Source organism: Streptomyces sp. NPDC020422 (assembly GCF_044386705.1).
Classification (GTDB): domain Bacteria; phylum Actinomycetota; class Actinomycetes; order Streptomycetales; family Streptomycetaceae; genus Streptomyces.
This window is the reverse complement of the sequence record NZ_JBIRVJ010000009.1, coordinates 366,268-387,858: the sequence shown is the minus strand read 5'-3', so window position 1 is coordinate 387,858 and position 21,591 is coordinate 366,268. Positions and strand designations below refer to the sequence as shown.

General features: G+C 73.3%; 18 protein-coding genes. 5 read left to right on the top strand and 13 right to left on the bottom strand.

Features of this window, described 5'->3' with window-relative positions; genetic code table 11:
* Positions 1 to 33 precede the first annotated feature (33 nt).
* The 3 genes from ACH414_RS25915 (at position 34) to ACH414_RS25905 (ending at position 3,487) form a co-directional block, all read left to right on the top strand.
* On the top strand, positions 34 to 1,233 hold the full coding sequence (locus ACH414_RS25915) for an MFS transporter (protein ID WP_382548154.1): 1,200 nt from the start codon (positions 34 to 36) through the stop codon (positions 1,231 to 1,233).
* Positions 1,234 to 1,311: 78 nt separating this feature from the next.
* Positions 1,312 to 2,712: a uracil-xanthine permease family protein gene (locus ACH414_RS25910; protein ID WP_386568617.1), complete on the top strand. Its 1,401-nt coding sequence runs from the start codon at positions 1,312 to 1,314 to the stop codon at positions 2,710 to 2,712.
* Positions 2,713 to 2,785: 73 nt separating this feature from the next.
* A complete protein-coding gene (locus ACH414_RS25905; RefSeq protein WP_382548158.1) occupies positions 2,786 to 3,487 on the top strand; it encodes a DUF5995 family protein in 702 nt (233 codons plus the stop codon).
* A gap of 12 nt (positions 3,488 to 3,499) precedes the next feature.
* On the opposite strand, the gene ACH414_RS25900 is transcribed toward ACH414_RS25905, so the two are convergent.
* The 4 genes from ACH414_RS25900 to ACH414_RS25885 form a co-directional block, all read right to left on the bottom strand.
* Positions 3,500 to 5,194, bottom strand: coding sequence for a flavin monoamine oxidase family protein (locus ACH414_RS25900; protein ID WP_382548160.1), 1,695 nt, complete (start codon positions 5,192 to 5,194; stop codon positions 3,500 to 3,502).
* A 68-nt stretch (positions 5,195 to 5,262) separates the two neighbouring features.
* The gene (locus ACH414_RS25895) at positions 5,263 to 6,069 is read right to left on the bottom strand and encodes a carbon-nitrogen hydrolase family protein (protein ID WP_398943506.1); all 807 of its coding nucleotides are present in this window, start codon (positions 6,067 to 6,069) and stop codon (positions 5,263 to 5,265) included.
* 648 nt (positions 6,070 to 6,717) lie between these two features.
* The gene (locus tag ACH414_RS25890; RefSeq protein WP_030691274.1) at positions 6,718 to 7,173 is read right to left on the bottom strand and encodes an Lrp/AsnC family transcriptional regulator; all 456 of its coding nucleotides are present in this window, start codon (positions 7,171 to 7,173) and stop codon (positions 6,718 to 6,720) included.
* Positions 7,174 to 7,183: 10 nt separating this feature from the next.
* Positions 7,184 to 8,647: an amino acid permease gene (locus ACH414_RS25885; RefSeq protein ID WP_382548164.1), complete on the bottom strand. Its 1,464-nt coding sequence runs from the start codon at positions 8,645 to 8,647 to the stop codon at positions 7,184 to 7,186.
* Between the two features lie 334 nt (positions 8,648 to 8,981).
* Here ACH414_RS25885 and ACH414_RS25880 point away from each other — a divergent pair, with 334 nt between their 5' ends.
* Positions 8,982 to 10,028, top strand: coding sequence for a GDSL-type esterase/lipase family protein (locus ACH414_RS25880; RefSeq protein ID WP_398943503.1), 1,047 nt, complete (start codon positions 8,982 to 8,984; stop codon positions 10,026 to 10,028).
* A 14-nt stretch (positions 10,029 to 10,042) separates the two neighbouring features.
* Here the strand turns inward: ACH414_RS25880 and ACH414_RS25875 are convergent, their stop codons facing one another.
* The 7 genes from ACH414_RS25875 to fmt all read right to left on the bottom strand — a co-directional run bounded on the left by ACH414_RS25875 (position 10,043) and on the right by fmt (position 16,954).
* The gene (locus tag ACH414_RS25875; protein WP_382548168.1) at positions 10,043 to 11,485 is read right to left on the bottom strand and encodes a GuaB1 family IMP dehydrogenase-related protein; all 1,443 of its coding nucleotides are present in this window, start codon (positions 11,483 to 11,485) and stop codon (positions 10,043 to 10,045) included.
* A 65-nt stretch (positions 11,486 to 11,550) separates the two neighbouring features.
* Positions 11,551 to 11,931, bottom strand: coding sequence for a barstar family protein (locus tag ACH414_RS25870; protein WP_382548170.1), 381 nt, complete (start codon positions 11,929 to 11,931; stop codon positions 11,551 to 11,553).
* Positions 11,918 to 12,379 carry a ribonuclease domain-containing protein gene (locus tag ACH414_RS25865; protein WP_382548172.1) on the bottom strand — a complete coding sequence of 154 codons (462 nt, stop codon included), beginning with the start codon at positions 12,377 to 12,379 and terminating at the stop codon, positions 11,918 to 11,920. The genes ACH414_RS25870 and ACH414_RS25865 overlap by 14 nt, the downstream gene beginning before the upstream one ends.
* 79 nt (positions 12,380 to 12,458) lie before the next feature.
* Complete coding sequence (locus tag ACH414_RS25860) at positions 12,459 to 13,508, bottom strand: sugar-binding transcriptional regulator (RefSeq protein WP_382548174.1); 1,050 nt, start codon at positions 13,506 to 13,508, stop codon at positions 12,459 to 12,461.
* A gap of 187 nt (positions 13,509 to 13,695) precedes the next feature.
* Positions 13,696 to 14,379 carry a ribulose-phosphate 3-epimerase gene (gene rpe / locus ACH414_RS25855; RefSeq protein WP_382548176.1) on the bottom strand — a complete coding sequence of 228 codons (684 nt, stop codon included), beginning with the start codon at positions 14,377 to 14,379 and terminating at the stop codon, positions 13,696 to 13,698.
* Positions 14,380 to 14,497: 118 nt separating this feature from the next.
* Positions 14,498 to 15,913, bottom strand: a complete 1,416-nt coding sequence (locus tag ACH414_RS25850; protein WP_398943500.1) for an RsmB/NOP family class I SAM-dependent RNA methyltransferase — start codon at positions 15,911 to 15,913, stop codon at positions 14,498 to 14,500.
* Between the two features lie 108 nt (positions 15,914 to 16,021).
* Positions 16,022 to 16,954: a methionyl-tRNA formyltransferase gene (fmt, locus tag ACH414_RS25845; RefSeq protein WP_382548180.1), complete on the bottom strand. Its 933-nt coding sequence runs from the start codon at positions 16,952 to 16,954 to the stop codon at positions 16,022 to 16,024.
* Positions 16,955 to 17,250: 296 nt separating this feature from the next.
* Here fmt and ACH414_RS25840 point away from each other — a divergent pair, with 296 nt between their 5' ends.
* On the top strand, positions 17,251 to 17,769 hold the full coding sequence (locus ACH414_RS25840; RefSeq protein WP_382548182.1) for a hypothetical protein: 519 nt from the start codon (positions 17,251 to 17,253) through the stop codon (positions 17,767 to 17,769).
* Between the two features lie 79 nt (positions 17,770 to 17,848).
* Here the strand turns inward: ACH414_RS25840 and ACH414_RS25835 are convergent, their stop codons facing one another.
* Positions 17,849 to 19,987, bottom strand: coding sequence for a primosomal protein N' (locus ACH414_RS25835; RefSeq protein ID WP_391769966.1), 2,139 nt, complete (start codon positions 19,985 to 19,987; stop codon positions 17,849 to 17,851).
* Between the two features lie 104 nt (positions 19,988 to 20,091).
* Complete coding sequence (gene metK, locus ACH414_RS25830) at positions 20,092 to 21,300, bottom strand: methionine adenosyltransferase (RefSeq protein WP_382548186.1); 1,209 nt, start codon at positions 21,298 to 21,300, stop codon at positions 20,092 to 20,094.
* Positions 21,301 to 21,591: the final 291 nt, after the last annotated feature.

Below are 21,591 nucleotides of genomic sequence, written 5' to 3'. Positions count from 1 at the left end.
GGCGCAGACACGAACCCCGGGGAGGGAACAGGAATGGAAGCACTCGGCACGGAACGGCTGCGGCGCGCCCGCTTCGCCGTCGCCGCCGTCTTCTGCGTGCACGGCGCGGTCACCGGCAGCTTCGCCACCCGCATCCCCTGGATCCAGGAGCACAGCGGCGTCAGCGCGGGACAGCTCGGGCTCGCCCTCGCCTTCCCCGCGATCGGCGCCTCCCTGGCGATGCCGCTGGCCGGGGCGATCAGCCACCGCTTCGGCGCCCGCACCGCACTGCGCGGGCTGCTCACCCTGTGGACGCTCTCCCTGACCCTGCCCTCGCTCGCCCCGAACGTCTACGGGCTGTGCGCCGCGCTCCTCGTCTACGGGGCCACCGCGGGCATGTCCGACGTGGCCATGAACGCCCTCGGCGTCGAGGTCGAGACCCGGCTCGGCCGCTCGATCATGTCGAGCCTGCACGGCATGTGGAGCGCGGGCGCCCTGCTCGGCTCCGCGGCCGGCACCCTCGCCGCCCACCTCGGCGGCGACGCGCGGCTGCACCACCTGATCGCCGCCCTGGTCCTCACCGCCCTCGGCCTGTTCTTCTGCCAGGGCGTCCTCGACCTGCGCAGCGCCCCCGAGGAGGAGGCGCCCCCGCGCTTCGCACTGCCCCCCAGGTCCGCCCTGGTGATCGGCGCCATCGGCTTCTGCGCGGTCTTCGCCGAAGGGGCCAGCCTCGACTGGTCCGCGGTCTACCTCAAGGACGAGCTGGGCACATCGGCCGGCCTGGCCGCCGCCTCCACCACCGCCTTCGCGCTGACCATGGCCGTCGCGCGACTGGCCGGCGACCGGGTCGTGGACCGTTTCGGCGCGGTGCGCACCGTACGGGCCGGGGGTCTCGCCGCCACGCTCGGCGGGCTGCTCGTGGTCACCGCCCCGCACGCGGCCCTGGCGATGGCGGGATTCGGACTGATCGGGCTCGGCGTCGCGGTGGTCGTCCCGCTCGCCTTCGCCGCCGCCGGGCGCAGCGGCCCGAACCCCAGCCAGGCCATCGCGGGCGTCGCCACCATCACGTACACCTCGGGGCTCATCGCCCCCTCGGCGATCGGCGGCATCGCGAACGCCACCTCCCTGGTCCTCTCCTTCGGCCTCGTCACCCTGCTGGCGTTCGGTCTGGTCCTCGGCGCCGGGGTGCTGCGGACGGGGACCCGGACCAGGGCCGGGGCGGCGCAGGCCGACGCCACGGAAGGGGTCCGCTGACCTGCGGCCCACTACCATGACGGCTGATATTCGACGGCCTCGAATCGGCCACGGCCCCATGAGAACGGGAGCGACCACATGAGTCTCGGCGTGCGCTGGACCCTGCACGGCGACGGGAGGACCCCCGCTCCGGGGGCCGTCGTCCGGCCGGACGAGCGGCTGTCGTGGCCCAGGACGGTCGGGCTCGGCGCCCAGCACGTGGTCGCGATGTTCGGCGCCTCGTTCGTGGCGCCGGTGCTCATGGGGCTCGACCCGAACCTCGCGATCATGATGTCCGGCGTCGCGACCGTGATCTTCCTGCTCGCCACCCGGGGCACCGTCCCCTCGTACCTCGGCTGCTCGCTCTCCTTCGTGGGCGTCGCCGCCGCGATCCGGGCCTCCGGCGGCACCAGCGCCACCGTGACCGGCGCGGTGTTCGTGGTCGGCGCGGTGCTGTTCCTGGCGGGCCTCGCGGTGCGCAGGTTCGGCGCGCGGATCATCCACGCGGCGATGCCCCCGGTGGTCACCGGCGCCGTGGTCATGCTGATCGGCTTCAACCTGGCCCCGGTCACGGCCTCCACGTACTGGCCGCAGGACCAGTGGACGGCCCTGCTCGTGATGCTCTTCACCGGCCTCGCGGTGGTCTGTCTGCGCGGCTTCTGGTCGCGGATCGCGATCTTCCTCGGCCTGATCTTCGGCTATGCGATCTCCTGGGTCTTCGACCTGGTCTTCGGCAAGATCCACTCGGTGTCCCCGAGCGGCCAGGTGACCGACCACTGGCGGCTCGACCTCTCCGGCGTCTCCCAGGCCGACTGGATCGGCCTGCCCACCCTCCACGGCCCCAGCTTCGAGTGGTCCGCGATCCTCGTGGCCCTGCCGGTGGTCATCGCGCTGATCGCCGAGAACGCCGGACACGTCAAGGCCGTCGGCGAGATGACCGGCGACTCGCTGGACGACAAGCTCGGCACCGCGATCGCCGCGGACGGCGCCGCCTCCATGCTCTCCACCGCCGTCGGCGGCCCGCCGAACACCACGTACTCCGAGAACATCGGCGTCATGGCAGCCACCCGCGTCTACTCCACCGCCGCCTACTGGGCCGCGGCCGGCTTCGCGCTGCTCTTCGGCCTGTGCCCCAAGTTCGGCGCGGTCGTGGCCGCGATCCCCGGCGGTGTCCTCGGCGGCATCACCGTGATCCTCTACGGCATGATCGGCCTGCTCGGCGCCCAGATCTGGATCAACGCCAAGGTCGACCTGCGCAACCCGCTCAACCTGGTGCCCGCCGCGGCCGGCATCATCATCGGCGTCGGCGGGGTGAAGCTCACCTTCACCGACACCTTCGAGCTCGGCGGGATCGCCCTGGGCACGATCGTCGTCATCACCGGCTACCACGTGCTGCGCGCCTTCGCCCCGGCCCACCTCAAGCAGCAGGAGCCGCTCCTCGACTCCGGCACCAGCTCCTACGAGGGCACGTCCGGCGACGAGAAGGCCGCCAAGCAGTAGCCGATTCGCCCGTTCTGGGGAAGCCGGGCGGCGGAACGCCCCCGTCCGGTCCCCCGGCTGCCACGCTGCACCCATGGCGCAGACGCAGCAGCTCCCCGTCGGGCCCTTCACCGCCGTCGACCCCGTGGTGGACCGGATGCGGGCCTTCCGCGCGGCCTGGCACCCGGCCGACGGGGTCGCGGTGTTCAACCGGGTCTATCTGACCGTCACCGAGGAGATCGGCCACGCCATCGAGGCGGGCACCTTCGCCGACCGGCGGGCCGCCGCCACCCTGGACGTACGGTTCGCCCAGCGCTATCTCGCGGTCGTCGAGGCCGTCGCCGCCGGCGCCCGGGCCCCCGCCTGCTGGCGCCCGCTCTTCCACTACCGCCGCCACCCCGGCGTACGGCCCCTGCAGTTCGCGCTCGCCGGCATCAACGCGCACATCGGCCACGACCTGGCCCTCGCCGTGGTCGACACCTGCCGGACCCTGGAGTGCGCGCCCGCGGACCTGGAGGACGAGTTCGACCGGGTCGGCGACATCCTCGTACTGCTCGAGGAGCGCATCCGGGAGGAACTGATGCCGGGCCCGGACCTCCTGGAGGTCGCGGACCCGCTGACGCATCTGCTCGGCTGCTGGAGCCTGGACCGGGCCCGCGACGGGGCCTGGCTCGCCGCCCGCTCGCTGTGGCAGCTGCGGCGGCTGCCCGACCTGGCCGAGGAGTTCACCGAACGCCTCGACCGGTCGGTGGGCCTGGTCGGGCGGATGCTGCTCACCCCGCTCGACCGGCCCTGATCACCGGGGAGCTCAGTCCTCCGGCAGCTCGATCGGGGCGATCTCGTCGTACACGTCGCCCGGACCCGGGTTGGTGGCGTCGGTCGCGCCGCCGAAGTGGTGCATCACGCCCCAGACCGCGTTGAGCGCCGTCTGCACCGCGCCCTCGGCCCAGCCGGCCGTCCAGGAGATGTCGTCGCCTGCGAGGAAGATGCCCCGCTTGTCCTCGGGCAGCCGGTCCTGCATGAAGTGGGTGAACAGGCGCCGCTGGTAGCGGTAGTGGCCCGGCAGGTTGGCCTTGAACGCGCCCATGAAGTAGGGCTCGTTCTCCCAGGACACGGTCACCGGGTTGCCGATGATGTGCTTGCGGATGTCGACGTTCGGGTAGATCTCGCCGAGCGACTTCAGCATGACCTCCATCCGCTCGTTGGCGGAGAGCGGCAGCCACTTGAGGCTGTCGTCGCACCACGTGTACGAGAGGCAGATGACGGCCGGCTTGTCCGGGCCGTCGTCCAGGAGGTAGGTGCCGCGGGTCATCCGGTCGGTGAGCGTCATCGACATGACGTCACGGCCGGTCGTCTCGTCCTTGTCGAGCCAGAACGGGCGGTCGACGGGGACGAAGAGCTTGGACGACTCCATGTAGTGGGTGCGCTCGATCGCCGTCCAGTGGTCGATCGGGAAGAGCGTGTCGTCGCAGGAGATCTTGGAGAGCAGCATCCAGGACTGGGCGGTGAAGATCGCCGCCCGGTACGTGCGGATGTCGCCGGACGCGTCGGTGACCGTGATCCGGTTGCCGGCGGTGCGGTGCAGCCGGGTGACGGCCGGCTTGGGCTCGCCGTCGTGCAGGGACTTCAGCGAGGTGCCCGGCGCCCAGTGGACGATCTTCTCCGGCTCGCGCTCCCACAGGCGCAGCGGCAGCTGCTGCGAGCCGCCGACGATGCCGCGGTGGTGGTCGTCGGCCTCGGTGTAGACGACCCGGAGGATCTCGAGGATGGAGTTGGGGAAGTCGGTGTCCCAGCCACCGGTGCCGAAGCCGACCTGGCCGAAGATCTCGCGGTGCCGGAAGGACTTGAAGGACTCCGACTCGCACAGGAAGCCGTAGAAGGTCTGGTTGTCGAGCTTCTCGACGAGCTTCGCCCAGATCTCGCGGATCCGCGGGACGTCGCGCTCGCGCATGGCGCGGTTCATGTCGGAGAAGTCGGCGCCCTCCTCCAGACAGGCGTTCCACGCGTTCATCACGTCGCGGTAGACCTGCGGCAGGTCGTCGACGGTGGTGGCGTAGTGCGACTCGCCCTTGAGGTCGACGACGGTCGACGGGGTGTCGGGCGCCAGCGGGTTCGGGAAGGGCTTGGTCTCCAGGCCGACCAGGTCGATGTAGTGCTGGAAGGCCGTGGAGGACGGCGGGAAGCGCATCGCGCCCATCTCGGCGGTCAGCTCGTCGGTGCCGGTGCCCTCGAAACCGACGGTGCGCAGCCGCCCGCCGATCTGGTCGGCCTCGTAGACGACGGGCTTGAGGCCCATCTTCATCAGCTCGTACGCGGCGATGATGCCGGACAGACCGCCGCCGATGACGGCGACCTCGGTGCCGTGCTCGGTCGCGGGTACCTGGCCGAGCCCGGCCGGGTGGGCCAGGAAGTCGTCGTAGGCGTACGGGAAGTCCGGACCGAACATGGTGATCGGCGGCTGCGCGTCGGTGTGCTGGACGGCGTTGGGCACCGTGGACGTCATGGGGTACGGACTCCTTGCACGGAAAAGGGTGAGGCAGACGGGACGGGCGGGGGGGCTCGGGGCTCAGGTCACACGAGGGAGCCGTAGAGGCCCGGCCGCCGGTCCCGGAGGTAGGGGTTGAGCTCGCGGGAGGCCGCCAGGGCGGCGGGGTCGACGTCGCCGAAGACCAGGTCCTCGCCGTGTCCGGCGCGCACCCGGGCGGTGCCGTCGGGGGCGGCGAGCGTGGACAGGCCGACGAACTCGAAGTCTCCCTCGGGGCCGGTCCGGTTGGCGTACGCGATGTAGAGCTGGTTCTCGAAGGCGCGCACCGGGACGACGGACAGCGGGACGACCTCTGCGGGGTGCATCAGCGCGGTCGGCACGAGGAGGAGGTCCGTGCCGGCCAGGGCCTGCGCCCGTACGTTCTCGGGGAACTCGACGTCGTAGCAGATCATCAGGCCGACCGTGAGACCGCCGAGCCGGGCCTGGACGACGGCCCGGTCGCCGGGCGTGAACCACTGGAGCTCGAAGTCGCCGAAGAGGTGGGTCTTGCGGTAGTGCGCGAGCACGGCCCCGTCGGCGCCGATGAGCTGGGCGGAGTTGTACAGGACCCCGTGCTGCTCGGTGTCGCGCTCCGGGTAGCCGTAGCCGACGGCCAGGCCGTGGCGGGCGGCGATCTCGGCGACGGCCTTCGCGGAGGGGCCGTCGGCCGGCTCGGCCAGCCGGGCGATGGCGTCGCCGATGGCGTAGCCGGTGAGGAAGAGCTCGGGGGCGAGCAGCACGTCGGCGCCGGCGGCGGCCGCGCGGGCGGCGGCCTCGTCGAGGAGCTTGAGGTTGGCGGCCACGTCACCGAGCTCACCGGAGCTCTGGAGCAGGGCGGTGCGCAGCGCGGCCATCAGCGATCCTCTGGGGTCGGAATACAAGGGGAAGACGTCAAAAACGGTACGGTTTCGCGCTCGCCGCGGACAAGGCGAGACCGTTGCGGACCGACCGTCGAAGCGTTGCGCGATCGGCGGGTGCGGCGACGATTCGTTGCGCGGCCCCGCGACCGCGGGCGTACGGCTCCCCCGAGGCGCGACGCAGGGCCACCCCGGCGCGTGGCGCGGGGCAGGGGCGTGGGGGCGGCCCCGGCGTGTGGGGCGGCCCCGGCGCGTGGGGCCGGGCGGAAGGGGGGCGGCCCCGGCGCGTGGGGCGGGCCCGCGCGTGGGGCGGGGCGGAAGGGGGCGGGGCGGAAGGGCGGGGCGGAAGGGCGGCGGGCGTCCGGTCGACCTGCCGAAAGCCTTCGGCTTCATGGTCACGGACGGGAAGGTGACGGGGGTGACTCCGTCCACGGCACCGCGCGGGGCAGGGACCGGCCGGGCCCCGTCGGCCCGGCCTGATCCGGCGGACACGCCCCTGGGCCGCGTCCGGAACGTAGCGCCGTCTGCCCGGAGGGCAGGGCCGGGCCGGGCGGGACCTTCAGGACACCGCCTACGGCTGAGCGGCCTCGGACGACCCGCTGGAGGGCCAGGTGGCGAAGCGCACCGGCCGATCCGCCGGACGGGTCACGCGGGTGAGCCAGAGGAGAAGCGCCGCAGCAGCGGCGAGAGCACCAGGACGGACTTGGTGCGCTCCACGAAGGGCTCGCCCGCGATGCGCTCCAGGACGCGCTCGAAGTGGCGCATGTCGGAGGCGAAGACCTGGACGACGGCGTCCGCGTCACCGGTGACGGTCGACGCGGACACCACCTCCGGATACCGCTCCAACCCCCGCCGGATGTCCTCCGGCGAGGTGTTGTGGCGGCAGTAGATCTCGACGAACCCCTCCGTCTCCCAGCCGAGCGCCGCCGGGTCCACCCGTACGGTGAAGCCGGTGATGGCGCCCTCGGCCCGGAGCCGGTCCACCCGTCGCTTGACCGCGGGGGCCGACAGACCGACCAGCGAGCCGATGTCGGCGTAGCTGCGGCGGGCGTCTTCCGCGAGGGCGTGGACGATGCGTTCGTCGAGGTCGTTGAGTCGCACTACGGGTGGATCACTTCTCTGCTGATGCCAGTCGGGAGCGGCGCATGCCGTACAGGAAGTAGAACACGAGTCCCGCGGCCATCCAGCAACCGAAGACCACCCAGGTGATGGCGTCGAGGCTGAACATGTTGTACGCGCAGAAGACGAAGCCGAGCACCGGGAAGACCGGGCCGAGCGCCACCTTGAAGGTGCGCGGCATGTCGGGGCGGGTGTAGCGGAGCACGATGACCGCGATGTTGACGAGGCCGAAGGCGAAGAGGGTGCCGATGCTGGTCGCGTCGACGAGCTTGCCGAGCGGGATGACGGAGGCGAGGGCGGCGCAGAACAGGGAGACGATCACCGTGTTGACGCGCGGGGTGCCCGTCTTCGCGCTGACCTTGCCGAAGGCCTTCGGGACGAGGCCGTCGCGGGACATCGCGAAGAGGATGCGGGTCTGGCCGTAGAGCACGGTCAGGACGACGCTGGCGATGGAGATGACGGCGCCGAGGGCGAGCATCGTGCCCCAGAAGGTCTGGCCCGTGACGTCGTTCATGATCGCCGCGAGGGTGGCCTCGGAGCCCTCGAAGTCCTTCCAGTGCCAGGCGCCGACCGCGATCGCGGCGACGAGGACGTAGAGGACGGTGACGATGAGCAGCGAGAGCATGATCGCCCGCGGCAGGTCGCGCTTGGGGTCCTTGGCCTCCTCGCCGGCCGTGGAGGCGGCGTCGAAGCCGATGTAGGAGAAGAACAGGCTGGCGCTGGCGGCGCCGACGCCACCGATGCCGAGCGGCATGAAGTCCTTGTAGTTGCCGGACTTGAAGCCCATGAAGCCGATGGCGCAGAAGAGCACCAGCGCGGCGATCTTCACCACGACCATGATCGTGTTGACCACGGCGGACTCACGGGCGCCGCCGAGCAGGAACACCATGGCGAGCAGCACGACGATCAGGCCGGGCAGGTTGATCAGGCCGCCCTCGCCGGGGGCCGAGGACAGCACGTCGGGGATGGTGACGCCGATGGTGCCGTCGAGCAGCTCGTTGAGGTACTCGCCCCAGCCGACCGCCACGGCGGCCACGGACACGCCGTACTCCAGGACCAGGCACCAGCCGCAGACCCAGGCGACGAGTTCGCCCATGGTTGCGTACGCGTACGAGTACGAGGAACCGGCGACCGGTATGGAGCCGGCCAGCTCGGCGTACGAGAGGGCCGAGAAGAGCGCCGTGAGACCGGCGATCACGAAGGACAGCGTGACGGCGGGACCGGCCTTGGGGACCGCGGAGCCGAGCACGACGAAGATGCCGGTGCCGAGCGTCGCACCGATGCTGATCATCGTCAGCTGCCACATGCCGAGCGAGCGGCGGAGCGAGCCGCCCTCACCCTGACCACCCTCGGCGACCAGGCTTTCCACCGGCTTGCGACGGATGAGGGCGGAGAGCCCGGAGGTCTTGCGGACGGTCGATTCCTCGACCGGGGGGGCTGCGCCATGGTCCAGCACTGCGGGGGCTCCTTATCGCTGCCTGACGATGAGGCGGGGACCGCGGCGGTGCGCGGGCATGCCGAGACAGCCCACGGGGGAAGGGGGAACCGCCGAGCAGGCGGTCGCCGCCACTCCTGGTACGGGGCATGAGCCTAAGGCTTGGAGCTTCGCACTCGTAATGCAGGGTTGTTGCGCAGTGCCGGATGATCATTGCGCGCTTCCGTGGCAGACGGGGAAACATTGCGCTCCCCCGCATGAATCGACACATCGGGGGCATCCGCCGACTCCGTGCGCGTGCCTTGACTCCTCGGGCCGGATGACCCACGCTGCACCCGCCTGAACGGAGGTTCTCGTGAGCTGGCTGGAGCCCGCCCCCTTCCTTCGCGGTACGGCCTGGCTGGACGGCGACCGGCCGGTGCGCGCCGACCCCGGGGACCTGCAACGGCTCCCCTGGGACATCACCGAGCGGGCCGCGCTGCCCATCGGGGTGCGGGTCGAGTTCACGGCGGCGCCCGGCACCCGGGCGGTGGAACTGCGCTACCGGGCCGCGGTCCCGCGCCCCGGGGACGAGTTGCGGGCGCTGCGGCACGGCTTCGCGCTGTGGCAGGGGCGGCGCTGCCTCGCCGAGGTCTTCGCGGAGCCGGCCGCGGAGAGCTCCGTACGGATCGGCCTCCCGCCTCGGGGCGGCGAGTTCGCGGTCCACCTGCCGGAGGGCCAGGCCCCGGTCGTGCGCGGTCTGCGGCCGCTCGGCGGCGCGCTGGCGCCCGCGCCCCGGCGCCCCCGCTGGCTGGTCCACGGCGACTCCATCACCGAGGGCTGGTGGTCGACCCGCCCCGCGCACTCCTGGCCCGCGACGGCCGGCCGGGCCCTCGGCCTCGACCCGGTCAACCTCGGCTTCGCGGGCGGCGCGCGCGGCGAGCTCCCCCTCGCCGAGCACCTCGCCCGTCTCCCCGGCGAACTGATCACCCTCGCCTTCGGCACCAACTGCTGGGCCGCCGTGCCCTGTTCGGCCCCGCTTCTCTACGAGACCACCCGCGCCTTCGTCACCCTGGTCCGCCGCGGCCATCCCGGTACTCCGCTGCTGCTCCTCTCCCCCGTGCTGCGCCCGGCGGCCGAGCGGACGGGGAACGCCCTGGGCGCCACCCTCGCCGAGCTGCGGACGGCGATGGAGGAGGCCGTACGCGACCTCGTGGCGGCCGGCGACGCCCGGCTGGCCCTGCTGCCCGGCCGGCCGCTGCTGGGCCCCGAGGACCTCGCCGACGGCCTCCACCCCAACGACCGGGGCCACCGGAGGATCGCGGCGGCGGTGGCGCGGGCGCTGCGGGCGGCGGGTTTCGTGGGCCGGGGAACGCCGCGGGCCCCCGGGAGAGTCCTCCCGGGGGCCCGCGGCCGGCTCTGAGGAGCCGGGGAGCATCAGCTCCAGCTGGCGTGCAGCGGCTTGCCCTCGGCGTAGCCGGCGGCGGACTGGATGCCGACGGTGGCCTTCTCCTCGAACTCGGCCAGCGAGCTGGCACCGGCGTAGGTGCAGGAGGAGCGGACACCCGCGATGATCGAGTCGATCAGGTCCTCGACGCCCGGACGCTGCGGGTCGAGGAACATGCGCGAGGTGGAGATGCCCTCCTCGAACAGCGCCTTGCGGGCGCGGTCGTAGGCGGACTCGTCGCTCGTGCGGTTCCGGACGGCGCGGGCCGAGGCCATGCCGAAGGACTCCTTGTACGCGCGGCCCTTGGCGTCGTGCTGGAGGTCGCCCGGGGACTCGTAGGTCCCGGCGAACCAGGAGCCGATCATGACGTTGGAGGCACCGGCGGCGAGCGCCATGGCGACGTCGCGCGGGTGCCGGACACCGCCGTCGGCCCAGACGTGCTTGCCGTACTTCTTCGCCTCGGCGGCGCACTCCAGGACGGCGGAGAACTGCGGGCGGCCCACGCCGGTCATCATGCGGGTGGTGCACATGGCGCCGGGACCCACACCGACCTTGATGATGTCCGCGCCGGCCTCGATGAGGTCCCTGACGCCCTCGGCGGCGACGATGTTGCCGGCCACGATCGGGACCTGCGGGTCGAGCGCCCGGACGGTCTTGATCGCGCTGATCATCGACTCCTGGTGGCCGTGCGCGGTGTCGATGACGAGCGTGTCCACGCCCGCGTCGAGCAGCTGCTTGGCCTTGCCCGCCACGTCGCCGTTGATGCCGACGGCGGCGGCGATCCGCAGGCCGCCCTTGGCGTCGACGGCCGGGGTGTAGAGGGTCGCGCGCAGGGCGCCCTTGCGGGTCAGGATGCCGACCAGCTTGCCCTCGCGGTCGACGGCCGGGGCGTAGCGGCGGTTGGCGGCGTCGAGGGTGTTGAAGGCCTCGCGCGGCTCGATGTCGGCGTCGAGGAGCAGCAGGTCCTTCGACATGACCTCGGACAGCTGGGTGAAGCGGTCCACGCCGGAGAGGTCCGCGTCGGTGACGACACCGATCGGGCGCCGGTCCTCGTCGACGACGACACCGGCGTCGTGCGCCCGCTTGGGCAGCAGCGACAGGGCGTCGGCGACGGTCTGGTGGGGCTCCAGGACGATCGGGGTGTCCAGGACGTGGTGGCGGCTCTTGACCCAGCCGATGACGTCGGTGACGACCTCGATGGGGATGTCCTGGGGGATGACGACCAGGCCGCCCCGGCGGGCGACGGTCTCGGCCATGCGGCGGCCGGCGATGGCGGTCATGTTGGCGACGACCAGCGGGATCGTCGTACCGGTCCCGTCGGGCGAGGAGAGGTCCACGGCCTGGCGGGAACCCACGGCCGAGCGGCTCGGCACCATGAACACATCGTCGTACGTGAGGTCGTACGGCGGCTTGACGTCATTGAGGAAACGCACGTGCTGACATCCCAGTCGTTCGGATCGGCCCCTAGGCATTTCAGCCAGGGGAAAAAGCACGTAGTTCATTCTCCCACGGCGGGGGCCGCGGGCGCTGCGGGCGGATCGTCCGAGCCTTGCGCGGGGCGGTCTGTCCGATCCTCCAAAAGGGCGGGGTCGCCGCCCAGCGAGAGGAGGACCGTGAGGCCGGCGGAGCTGGCGCGGGCCGCCGCCGAGAACACTTCCTGGGCGGTCGACCACTCGTCCGGTTCGGCCTCGGCATAAGCGTGCCAGTGGACGACCACGATCGCCATGGGTGCGCGCATATCGGCCAGGCAGTCGGCGAGGGCGTCCCAGTTGCGCCCGAACCAGACCGGCAGCGGGAGGGTGCGCACACAGCGGTTCATGAAGGCCGTCTTGTCGGTCACCCCGTGCAGGTCGAGGACGACGGCGTCATCGATCCTCATCGCTGACCACCTCCCGGAAGCTCTGGTAGTGGTCGTCCGTGTAGTACGTCTCCCCCCGTTGCCCGGTGACGATGCGCCGCGCGCCGCGGTCGCGTTCGCCCGGGGTCCTGACCGTGTACTCGTGGTAGTACCCGCGCTTGCGCTGGGGCAGCACGCGCTCGAAGTTCGAGAAGACCGCGCCGTCCTTGGCGTACGGGAAGGGCCCGCCGCTCCTGATCAGGACGAGGGTCTGCCGGGCCTCGCGGGGCAGCTCGGCCTCGCGGACGGTGGGGAGGCCGGAGGAGGGCGCGGTGCGCGTCGGGGCGGCGGTGGAGGCCGCGGTGCGGGAGGAGGGCGGGGCGTCGCCGCCCGGGGCGGTACGGTCGCCGGAGCATCCCGTCAGCCCCGTGAGGAGCAGCGAGAGCCCGGCCAGGAGGGCGAGCCCGAGCCGGGCGAAGCGGTGGATCATGCCCCGATGCTGCCACCGCCCTGCCCGGGCCGCCGCGCGGGCGCGCCCGGCGGGCGCCGCCCGCCGCCGCCCGTCCGCGTCAGATGCCGTCCGGGTCCGCGCGGTCCAGGGCCGGGCGGGGGCCGGGGCTGGACTCGGTGAGCAGGTAGTCGGCCGCCGAGCGGTCCGTCACCAGGCTGGTGACGAGCCCCGAGCGGAGCACCGCGCCGATCGCCGCCGCCTTGCGCTGGCCGCCGGCGATGGCGACGACCTCGGGGATCCGGCGCAGCCGGTCCGCCTCGACGGTGATGCAGCGCTCGCCCAGGTCGCGGCCGACCCGGCGCCCGTCCTTGTCGAAGAGGTGCGCGGACATCTCCGCCGCGACGCCCAGCGAGGCGTAGTGGGCGCGCTCCTCGTCGGAGAGCATGTCGTGGACGGTCGAGATGCCCGGCTCCCAGGAGCCGATGGAGACGCAGGCGACCGTCACCTTGTCGAAGTACTCGAAGGCCCGCGCGATCCCGGTCTGGCTGCGCAGCGCGGCCGCGGTGGCCGGGTCGGGCAGCAGCATCGGCGCGTAGATCGGGTGCGCCTCGCCGCCGGACACCTGGGCGGCACGCCGGACCGCCTCGACCGAGCCGCGCTCGGCCGTCCCCGCGTCGTACACGCCGGTGAGCTGGACGACGGTGCAGGGCGGCAGCCGGTCGAGGGCGGCCGCCATGTGGATGGTGGAGCGGCCCCAGGCCAGGCCCAGGACGTCCCCCTCGGTGACCAGCTCGCCGAGCAGGTCCGCCGCGACCTCGCCGAGGTTCTCCGGGTCGGGCGACTCGTCCTCGCCCTCCGCCGGCGACTCGACGACGACGGCGTGGCGGAGCCCGTAGCGGGCGCGGAGCGCGTCGGAGCGCTCGGCGTCCAGCTCCGCCGGTACGCGGATCTCGATGCGCACGAGGTCGCGCTCCAGGGCGGTCTCCAGGACCCGGGCCACCTTGAAGCGGCTCACGCCGAACTCCTCGGCGATCTGGATCTTGGACTTGCCCTCGAGGTAGAAGCGGCGGGCCATGGCCGCCGCCTGCACGAGCTCCGCGGGTCCCATCCGCAGGGCTGACCGTCCCGCCGACATACCCGCCACCGCGATCTCCTCACTGCTGTTCACGTACGGCTGCTCACGTGCTGCTCTTCGTTGCTGCCACTGCTTCTACTGCCGGCGCACAGCCGCTGTGCCGTGCCCGCTGCCGTTCACATCCGGACTCACCGTTCATCCTGTCAGATCCGGTGGGTCCTGTTCGGTTCTGTCGGCGGCCCGACGGACCGCGTTCATGTGCCGGAGGCCCCGCGGCGGCTCAGTGGCCACACGCCCAGGCCGCCGAGGCCGTCGCCGCGTCCGCCTTGGCGCGCAGCGAGCGCACCGCCGCGGCCGGGTCGGCGGCGCCGTAGACGGCGGAACCGGCGACGAAGACGTCCGCTCCGGCCTCGGCACACCGCTCGATCGTGGACTCCGCGACGCCGCCGTCGACCTGGAGCCACAGCTCCAGACCGTGCTTGGAGATCAGCTCACGGGTGCGGCGGATCTTCGGCAGCATGATGTCGAGGAAGGCCTGACCGCCGAAGCCGGGCTCGACCGTCATGATCAGCAGCATGTCCAGCTCGGGCAGCAGGTCCTCGTACGGCTCGATGGGCGTGGCCGGCTTGAGCGCCATCGACGCCCTGGCCCCCTTGGCCCGGATCTCCCGCGCCAGCCGCACCGGCGCGGCGGCCGCCTCGACGTGGAAGGTGACGGACCCGGCGCCGGCCTCCACGTACTGCGGGGCCCAGCGGTCCGGGTCCTCGATCATGAGGTGGCAGTCCAGCGGGGTGTCCGTCGCCCGGCTGAGCGACTCGACCACCGGCACGCCCAGGGTCAGGTTGGGCACGAAGTGGTTGTCCATCACGTCGACGTGCAGCCAGTCGGCCCCGTCGACCGCCTTCGCCTCCTCGGCGAGGCGGGCGAAGTCCGCGGACAGGATGCTGGGATTGATCTGCGCCATGTGCCAAGCCTGCCATGTTCTTGAGCACTTCTTTGCCGCGAAGGGGCCAGGTTCCGATTCCCGGCCCGAGGACGGGGTCCCGTACTGGTACAGACCAGGCGATTTCGCCGTCCGGCCGTCAGGCGGTGCGGCGGATCAGCGCCAGATACATGGCGTCCGTACCGTGCAGATGCGGCCACAGCTGTACGTCGGGACCGTCGCCGAGCTCCGGAACGCCGGGCAGCAGCGGCCGGGCGTCGACGAGCTCGGCGCCGCCCACCTTCTTCAGCACGTCGTCGACGACGACCCGGGTCTCGGCCAGGTGCGGCGAGCAGGTCGCGTACCCCACGACACCGCCGACGCGCACGGCCCGCAGCGCCTCGGTCAGCAGTCCGCGCTGGAGCGGGGCGAAGCCGTCCAGATCGGAGGGGCGGCGCCGCCAGCGCGCCTCGGGACGACGGCGCAGCGCTCCGAGCCCGGAGCACGGCACGTCCATCAGGACCCGGTCGAAGACGCCCTCGCCCCACGGCGGGCGGGTGCCGTCGGCGGCGATGACCTGGTACGGGCCGGGGTTGCCGGCCAGCGCCCGCTCCACCAGCCGGGCCCGGTGCGGCTGCTTCTCGGAGGCGAGCAGGGCGGCACCGCGCTCGGCGGCCAGGGCGCCGAGCAGGGCCGCCTTGCCGCCGGGGCCGGCACAGCCGTCGAGCCAGCGGGCGTCGGGGCCTTCGAGGGGCGCGTTGGCGAGGGCGATGGCGACGAGCTGGCTGCCCTCGTCCTGCACGCCCGCGCGACCCTCCGCCACGGCCTGGAGGGCACCGGGCTCGCCGCCCTCGGCGAGCCGGACCGCGTACGGCGACCAGCGCCCGGGCTCGGTCTCCGCCGCGGCGGCCAGCTCCTCGGTGGTGGACCGGCCGGGCCGGGCGACGAGGGTGACCTCGGGCCGCTCGTTGTCGGCCGCCAGGAGCTCCTCGATGCCGGCGCGCCCGCCGCCGAGGGCGTCCCACAGGGCGGAGACCACCCAGCGGGGGTGCGAGTGGACGACGGCGAGGTGGTCCTCGGCGTCCTCCTCGTACGGCGGCGCGACCCGCTGCACCCAGGTGTCGAAGTCGTCCTGCGCGATCTTGCGGAGCACCGCGTTGACGAACTTGGCCCGGCCGTCGCCGAGCACCACCCGGGCCAGCTCGACGCTGGCGGAGACGGCGGCGTGGCTCGGGATCCGGGTCCCGAGCAGCTGGTGCGCCCCGAGCGAGAGCACGTCGAGCACGGGCGGGTCGACCTCGCGCAGCGGCCGGTCGATGCAGGCGGCGATGATCGCGTCGTACGAGCCCTGGCGGCGCAGCGTCCCGTAGACGAGCTCGGTGGCGAGCGCGGCGTCCCGCCCGTCGAAGCCCTCGTTCTTCTCGCGGGCCTTCTTCAGCAGCGGCGGCAGCACGAGGTTCGCGTACGCGTCCCGCTCGTCCACCGCCCGCAGCGCCTCGAAGGCCAGGATCCGGACGGGGTCCTTCTTGGGGCGCCGGTAGGGCTTGGGGGTACGGGGACGTGCCTGGTCGCTCAAAGGTGCTCCGCGTGAGAAACGAACTGGTGGAGAAGGTGAGACGGGGTGCGGCCGAGGACCACGGGAGGGCCGTCCCGGCCCTCCCAGCCTACGTCCGCCGGGCGCGAGCTACGCGCCCACCCGCTCCCCGGGCGCGATGCGGACGCCGCGCGCCCAGTCGGCGGCCTTCATCGGCTTCTTGCCCTGCGGCTGCACCCACAGCAGCTCGACCGCGTGCGAGCCGGTGCCGGCGTACACGTTGTTCTTGGCGGCGGCGAGCTCGCCCGGGGCCAGGTCGGTGCGGTCCGGGACCAGCGCGACCTGGATCAGCTTGAGGCGCTCGCCGCGGAAGAGGGTCCAGGCGCCGGGGGCGGGGGTGCAGCCGCGGACGACCCGGTCGACACGGAGCGCGGGCGCCGCGAAGTCGACGTGCGCGTCCTCGACCTGGATCTTCGGAGCGAGGGTGATGCCCTCGGCGGGCTGCGGCACCGCCTTGAGGGTGCCGTCCTCGATGCCGTCCATGGTCGCCGCGAGCAGCCCGGCACCGGCGAAGGCGAGCCGGGTGAGCAGATCGCCGCTGGTGTCGGTGGGGCGCACGTCCTCGGTGACCACGCCGTAGACGGGGCCGGAGTCGAGGCCCTCCTCGATCTGGAAGGTCGAGGCGCCGGTCACCTGGTCGCCGGACATCACCGCGTGCTGCACCGGCGCCGCGCCGCGCCACGCGGGCAGCAGCGAGAAGTGCAGGTTGACCCAGCCGTGGACCGGGATGTCGAGGGCCACGCGGGGCAGCAGCGCGCCGTACGCGACGACCGGGCAGCAGTCCGGCGCGATCTCCCGCAGCCGGGCGAGGAACGCCTCGTCGCGCGGTCGCTCCGGCTTGAGCACCTCGATGCCGGCCTCCTCCGCCCGCTCGGCGACGGGGCTGGCGACGAGCCGCCGCCCACGGCCCGCGGGCGCGTCGGGGCGGGTGACGACGGCGGCCACCTCGTGCCGCCCGGAGGCGAGCAGGGCGTCCAGGGCGGGTACGGCGACCTCGGGGGTGCCAGCGAAGACGAGCTTCACGCGGGAAAACCTCGCATCTCGGGGCGGCGGGGGCACCCCCCTGTTCGAGCCGGTCGAAGGGCTCGCAGGAGGGCAGCGCACCAGTCTAGGCGGGGTCGCCGGGGTCGGCGTCCCCGCGGTGGGCGGTCCGGCCCCGAGGGGGCGTACTCGTGGACGAGCGCCCTGCGCATATGCGTGTACGCCCCCGCACCGTGACCCAACCCCCGGTAGCGCGTTGGTCAAGAGAGATTGACCGAATCGGGTCGCCCCTCCCCCAGCGGCCCGCCCCTTTTCACGCCGGTTCGAGAGGCTTTTCCATGGCCGACCACGCAACCCACGACGCCCAGGCCCGGGCGAGTCTGCACCTGCTGGTGCGGGACATCGAGCGGGTCCGGCGGCAGGTGGACGCACTGCGCACGCTGACGGCCCAGCTGGGCAATGTCTACCGCCCTCGCCGCTCCGCCCCGTCCACGGGCTTCGTCGTCTACGGGCGGGCCCCCGCCCCGACCGTCCGCCTCGCCCAGGAGCTGCGGGACAGTGTCGAGACCCTGGTGACCGCGGCGGTGGACTTCGACCGTTCCCTCGGCTTCTCGTGGGACGCGGTGGGCTCCGCGCTCGGAGTCACCAAGCAGGCGGTGCACCGCCGCTACGGCTCCCGCCGCGCCCCGCAGCCGGGCGCGGGCCTGGAGCCCGAGCGCGCGCCCGAGCAGACCGCGACCCGCACGCTGCCGGTGGTCCCCCCGGCCCGCAGCATGCCGCCGCAGCCGACCTCGGGCAGCCAGACCCTCCGCGAGGAACAGCGCCCGCCGGCCTTCCCGGCCCCGCGCAACGGCTGACCACGCGTCTGCCGCAGGCCGTCGGACGCGTCACGCGTCCGACGGCCTTTCCGCGCGCCCGAGCGGCGGGCGGGGGGGGTCACCCGATGTCCGGCGGATCCACCCGCACCCGCACCGGCTCGCCGCCGCCGCGTGCGAGCCGGGCGGCCCGGGCCTTCTTCAGGGACGTGGCCAGCGCCGCGCCGCTGCCCGGCGGGACGCGGATCAGGGCGCGGTCCCACTGCTCGCCCGGCGGGGTGTCGCCGGGGCGGCGAGGCCCTCCGGGGCGGGTCACCGGGAGCGGGACGGGCCCGAGCACCTCGGCGTCCGGGGGGAGCTCGGCGGCGGTCAGGAAGGCGGCGAGAGCCTCCGGCGGGCCGGCCACGGCCGCCATCCGCGAGACCGGCGGGAAGCCGAGCTCGGCCCGCTCGGCGAGCTCGCGCTGGGCATGGCCGACGGGGTCCCAGCGCACCAGGGCCTGGACCGGCCGCAGCGTCGGTTCGGCGACGACGACCACGGTGCCGCCGTCCTCCTGGCCGCGGACCAGGGAGGCCGCGTCGATCCAGCGGCGCAGCGCCTCCTCGCCCGCGCGCAGGTCGGGGCGGCCGAGCATGGCCCAGCCGTCGAGGAGCAGCGCGGCCGCGTAGCCGCCCTCGGCGACGGGCTCGGCGCCGGGGGTGCTGACGACCAGGGCCGGGCGGCCCGGCACCCGGTCGAGGATGTGGTCGCGCCCCGAGGTCCGCACCGGCACGGCCGGAAAGGCGCGCCCCAGCTCCTCGGCCGTGCGCCGGGCGCCGACGACCTGGGCGCGCAACCGGGTCGAGCCGCACTCCACGCAGTGCCAGTCGTCGGCACCGCGCCCGCACCAGCCGCAGCGCAGCGCCTGCTGCTCGGGGGCTTCCAGGGGGCCCGAGCAGTGCCGGCAGCGGGCGGGCGTGCGGCAGCGCTCGCAGGCGAGCCGGGGCACGTATCCGCGGCGGGGCACCTGGACGAGCACCGGTCCCGTCTTCAGCCCCTCCCGGACGACCTGCCAGGCGAGGGTGGGCAGCCGGGCGGCGCGGGCGGCCTCGTCGCGGGCGAGGTCGGTGTCGCCCACGGTGCGGACGAGGGGGGCGGCGGCCCGCACCTGGTCGCGGCCCGCGGCGAGCGGCCGGGCCCAGCCGGACTCGACGAGCTGGGCGGCCTCGACGGTGCAGCTGGTGGAGCCGAGCAGGAAGGCGCAGTGATCGTGGGCGGCGCGCAGCAGCAGCACGTCGCGGGCGTGCGGCTGGGGGGCGTGCGGCTCGCTGTGGCTGGTGTCGCCGTCGTCCCAGATGACGGCGAGCCCGAGGTCCCGTACGGGGGCGAACATGGCGGCCCGGGTGCCGACGACGGCGCGCACGGCGCCGCGCCGGACGGCGAGCCACTGCGCGTACCGCTTCTCGGGACCGGCCTCGGCGGTGAGCAGCGCGTGCCGCCCCTCGCCGAGGAGGGCCGTGAGGGCCTGGTCCACGCGGTCGGCGGCCCGCCCGTCGGGGACGACGACGAGGGCGCCGCGCCCGGAGGCGAGGGTGGCGCCGACGGCGCGGGCGATCTCCTCGGCCCAGTACGGCCCCGGCAGGGCGTTCCAGACGGCCCTGGGCGCCCCGCCGCGCGCCAGCGAGTCCAGGAAGGCGGCCCCCCGCTCGTACCGCGCCCAGCTGCCCGTCTCGGGCGCGGGCGGCGGCGGCAGCGGCGCGGGCGAGGGGCGGCTCTCCGCGCGGGCGCTGCGCGGCGGCACGGCGAGCTGGAGCACGTCGGCGAGGCTTCCGGCGTACCGGTCGGCCACCGCCCGCGCCAGGGCCAGCTGCTCGGGCCCGAGCACCGGCTCGGGCGAGACGACGTCGGCGAGCGCGGCGAGCGGCCCGGAGTAGTCCGACTGCGCGCGCCGCTCGACGAGGAACCCGTCGATGAGCCGCCCGCCCTCGCGGCGCCCGCCCCTGACCTGGTGCGCCCCGGCCCCGAACCGCACCCGCACCCGCACTCCGGGCCGCGCCGCCTCGTCGAGCTCCTCGGGCACGGCGTAGTCGAAGAACTGGTCGAGGTGGAGCACCCCCTTGTTCACCACGACCCGCGCCACCGGCAGCTCCTTGGCCAGCGCGGCCCCCCGCCAGGTCCGCGGCTTGGCCCGCGGCACCTTCGCCCGGCGCACGGTCTCCCGGATGAGCGCGAGCTGCTCAGGCTCCTCGTGCCCCTGGGACTTCTCGTTCTCGCTGCTCACAGCCTCATACCTACCAGACGCCACGGACAGCCCGGCGGAAAGGCCGAAGGCCCGGCACCCCCCAGGGGTGCCGGGCCTCCGTGCGGTGTGCGGGGCGCGTGGGATCAGATGCCCGCGGCCTTCTTCAGGGCGTCCACGCGGTCCGTGCGCTCCCAGGTGAAGTCCGGCAGCTCGCGGCCGAAGTGGCCGTAGGCGGCGGTCTGGGAGTAGATCGGGCGGAGCAGATCGAGGTCGCGGATGATCGCGGCCGGGCGGAGGTCGAAGACCTCGGCGATGGCGTGCTCGATCTTCTCGGTCTCGATGGTGTTGGTGCCGAAGGTCTCGACGAAGAGGCCGACGGGCTCCGCCTTGCCGATCGCGTACGCGACCTGGACCTCGCAGCGGGAGGCGAGGCCCGCGGCGACGACGTTCTTGGCGACCCAGCGCATGGCGTAGGCGGCCGAGCGGTCGACCTTGGACGGGTCCTTGCCGGAGAAGGCGCCGCCGCCGTGGCGGGCCATGCCGCCGTAGGTGTCGATGATGATCTTGCGACCGGTGAGGCCGGCGTCGCCCATCGGGCCGCCGATCTCGAAGCGGCCGGTCGGGTTGACCAGGAGGCGGTAGCCGTCGGTGTCGAGCTTGATGCCGTCCTCGACGAGCTGCTTCAGGACGTGCTCGACGACGAACTCGCGGATGTCGGGCGCGAGCAGCGACTCGAGGTCGATGTCGGAGGCGTGCTGCGAGGAGACGACCACCGTGTCGAGGCGGACGGCCTTGTCGCCGTCGTACTCGATGGTGACCTGGGTCTTGCCGTCGGGGCGCAGGTACGGGATGGTCCCGTTCTTGCGGACCTCGGTCAGGCGGCGGGAGAGCCGGTGCGCGAGGTGGATCGGGAGCGGCATGAGCTCCGGGGTCTCGTCCGACGCGTAGCCGAACATGAGGCCCTGATCGCCGGCGCCCTGCTTGTCGAGCTCGTCCTCGTCGCCCTCGACGCGCGACTCGTAGGCGGTGTCGACGCCCTGCGCGATGTCCGGGGACTGCGACCCGATGGACACCGACACGCCGCAGGAGGCGCCGTCGAAGCCCTTCTTCGAGGAGTCGTACCCGATCTCGAGGATCTTGTTGCGGACGAGGGTGGGGATGTCTGCCCAGGCCTTGGTGGTGACCTCGCCGGCGACGTGCACGAGGCCGGTGGTGATCAGGGTCTCGACGGCGACGCGGGAGGTGGGGTCCTCCTTGAGCAGCGCGTCGAGAATGGTGTCGCTGATCTGGTCAGCGATCTTGTCGGGGTGACCCTCGGTGACGGATTCCGAGGTGAACAGACGACGGGACACAACGCTCCCTGGGGTTGCAGCGGCTGCTGGCTAATCGAATGCGGACCGGCAGGGGGCTGCGCCCCGCGACGTTCCGAGAACAGTCTATCGGTCACGATCGGGTATCTGGCCAGGACTCCCGGCACGTGATTCCTCGACGGGAGTGGAAATCACCCTTCGCTGGAGATCAATTGTCCGGTTTCGGTCGGTTTGCTGGGGCTGTCGCAACGAAATCCGGACGGTCATTCCTCTTGACGGGGAATGATCGACACCGCTTGTGACACCCACATCACACCCGACCGTGTCGGCCGG

Coding starts and splice junctions, on each gene's coding strand:
- ACH414_RS25915 (WP_382548154.1), top strand. CDS start 34: ATGGAAGCACTCGGCACGGAACGGCTGCGGCGCGCCCGCTTCGCCGTC.
- ACH414_RS25910 (WP_386568617.1), top strand. CDS start 1,312: ATGAGTCTCGGCGTGCGCTGGACCCTGCACGGCGACGGGAGGACCCCC.
- ACH414_RS25905 (WP_382548158.1), top strand. CDS start 2,786: ATGGCGCAGACGCAGCAGCTCCCCGTCGGGCCCTTCACCGCCGTCGAC.
- ACH414_RS25900 (WP_382548160.1), bottom strand. CDS start 5,194: ATGACGTCCACGGTGCCCAACGCCGTCCAGCACACCGACGCGCAGCCG.
- ACH414_RS25895 (WP_398943506.1), bottom strand. CDS start 6,069: ATGGCCGCGCTGCGCACCGCCCTGCTCCAGAGCTCCGGTGAGCTCGGT.
- ACH414_RS25870 (WP_382548170.1), bottom strand. CDS start 11,931: ATGAGGATCGATGACGCCGTCGTCCTCGACCTGCACGGGGTGACCGAC.
- ACH414_RS25865 (WP_382548172.1), bottom strand. CDS start 12,379: ATGATCCACCGCTTCGCCCGGCTCGGGCTCGCCCTCCTGGCCGGGCTC.
- rpe (WP_382548176.1), bottom strand. CDS start 14,379: ATGGCGCAGATCAATCCCAGCATCCTGTCCGCGGACTTCGCCCGCCTC.
- ACH414_RS25840 (WP_382548182.1), top strand. CDS start 17,251: ATGGCCGACCACGCAACCCACGACGCCCAGGCCCGGGCGAGTCTGCAC.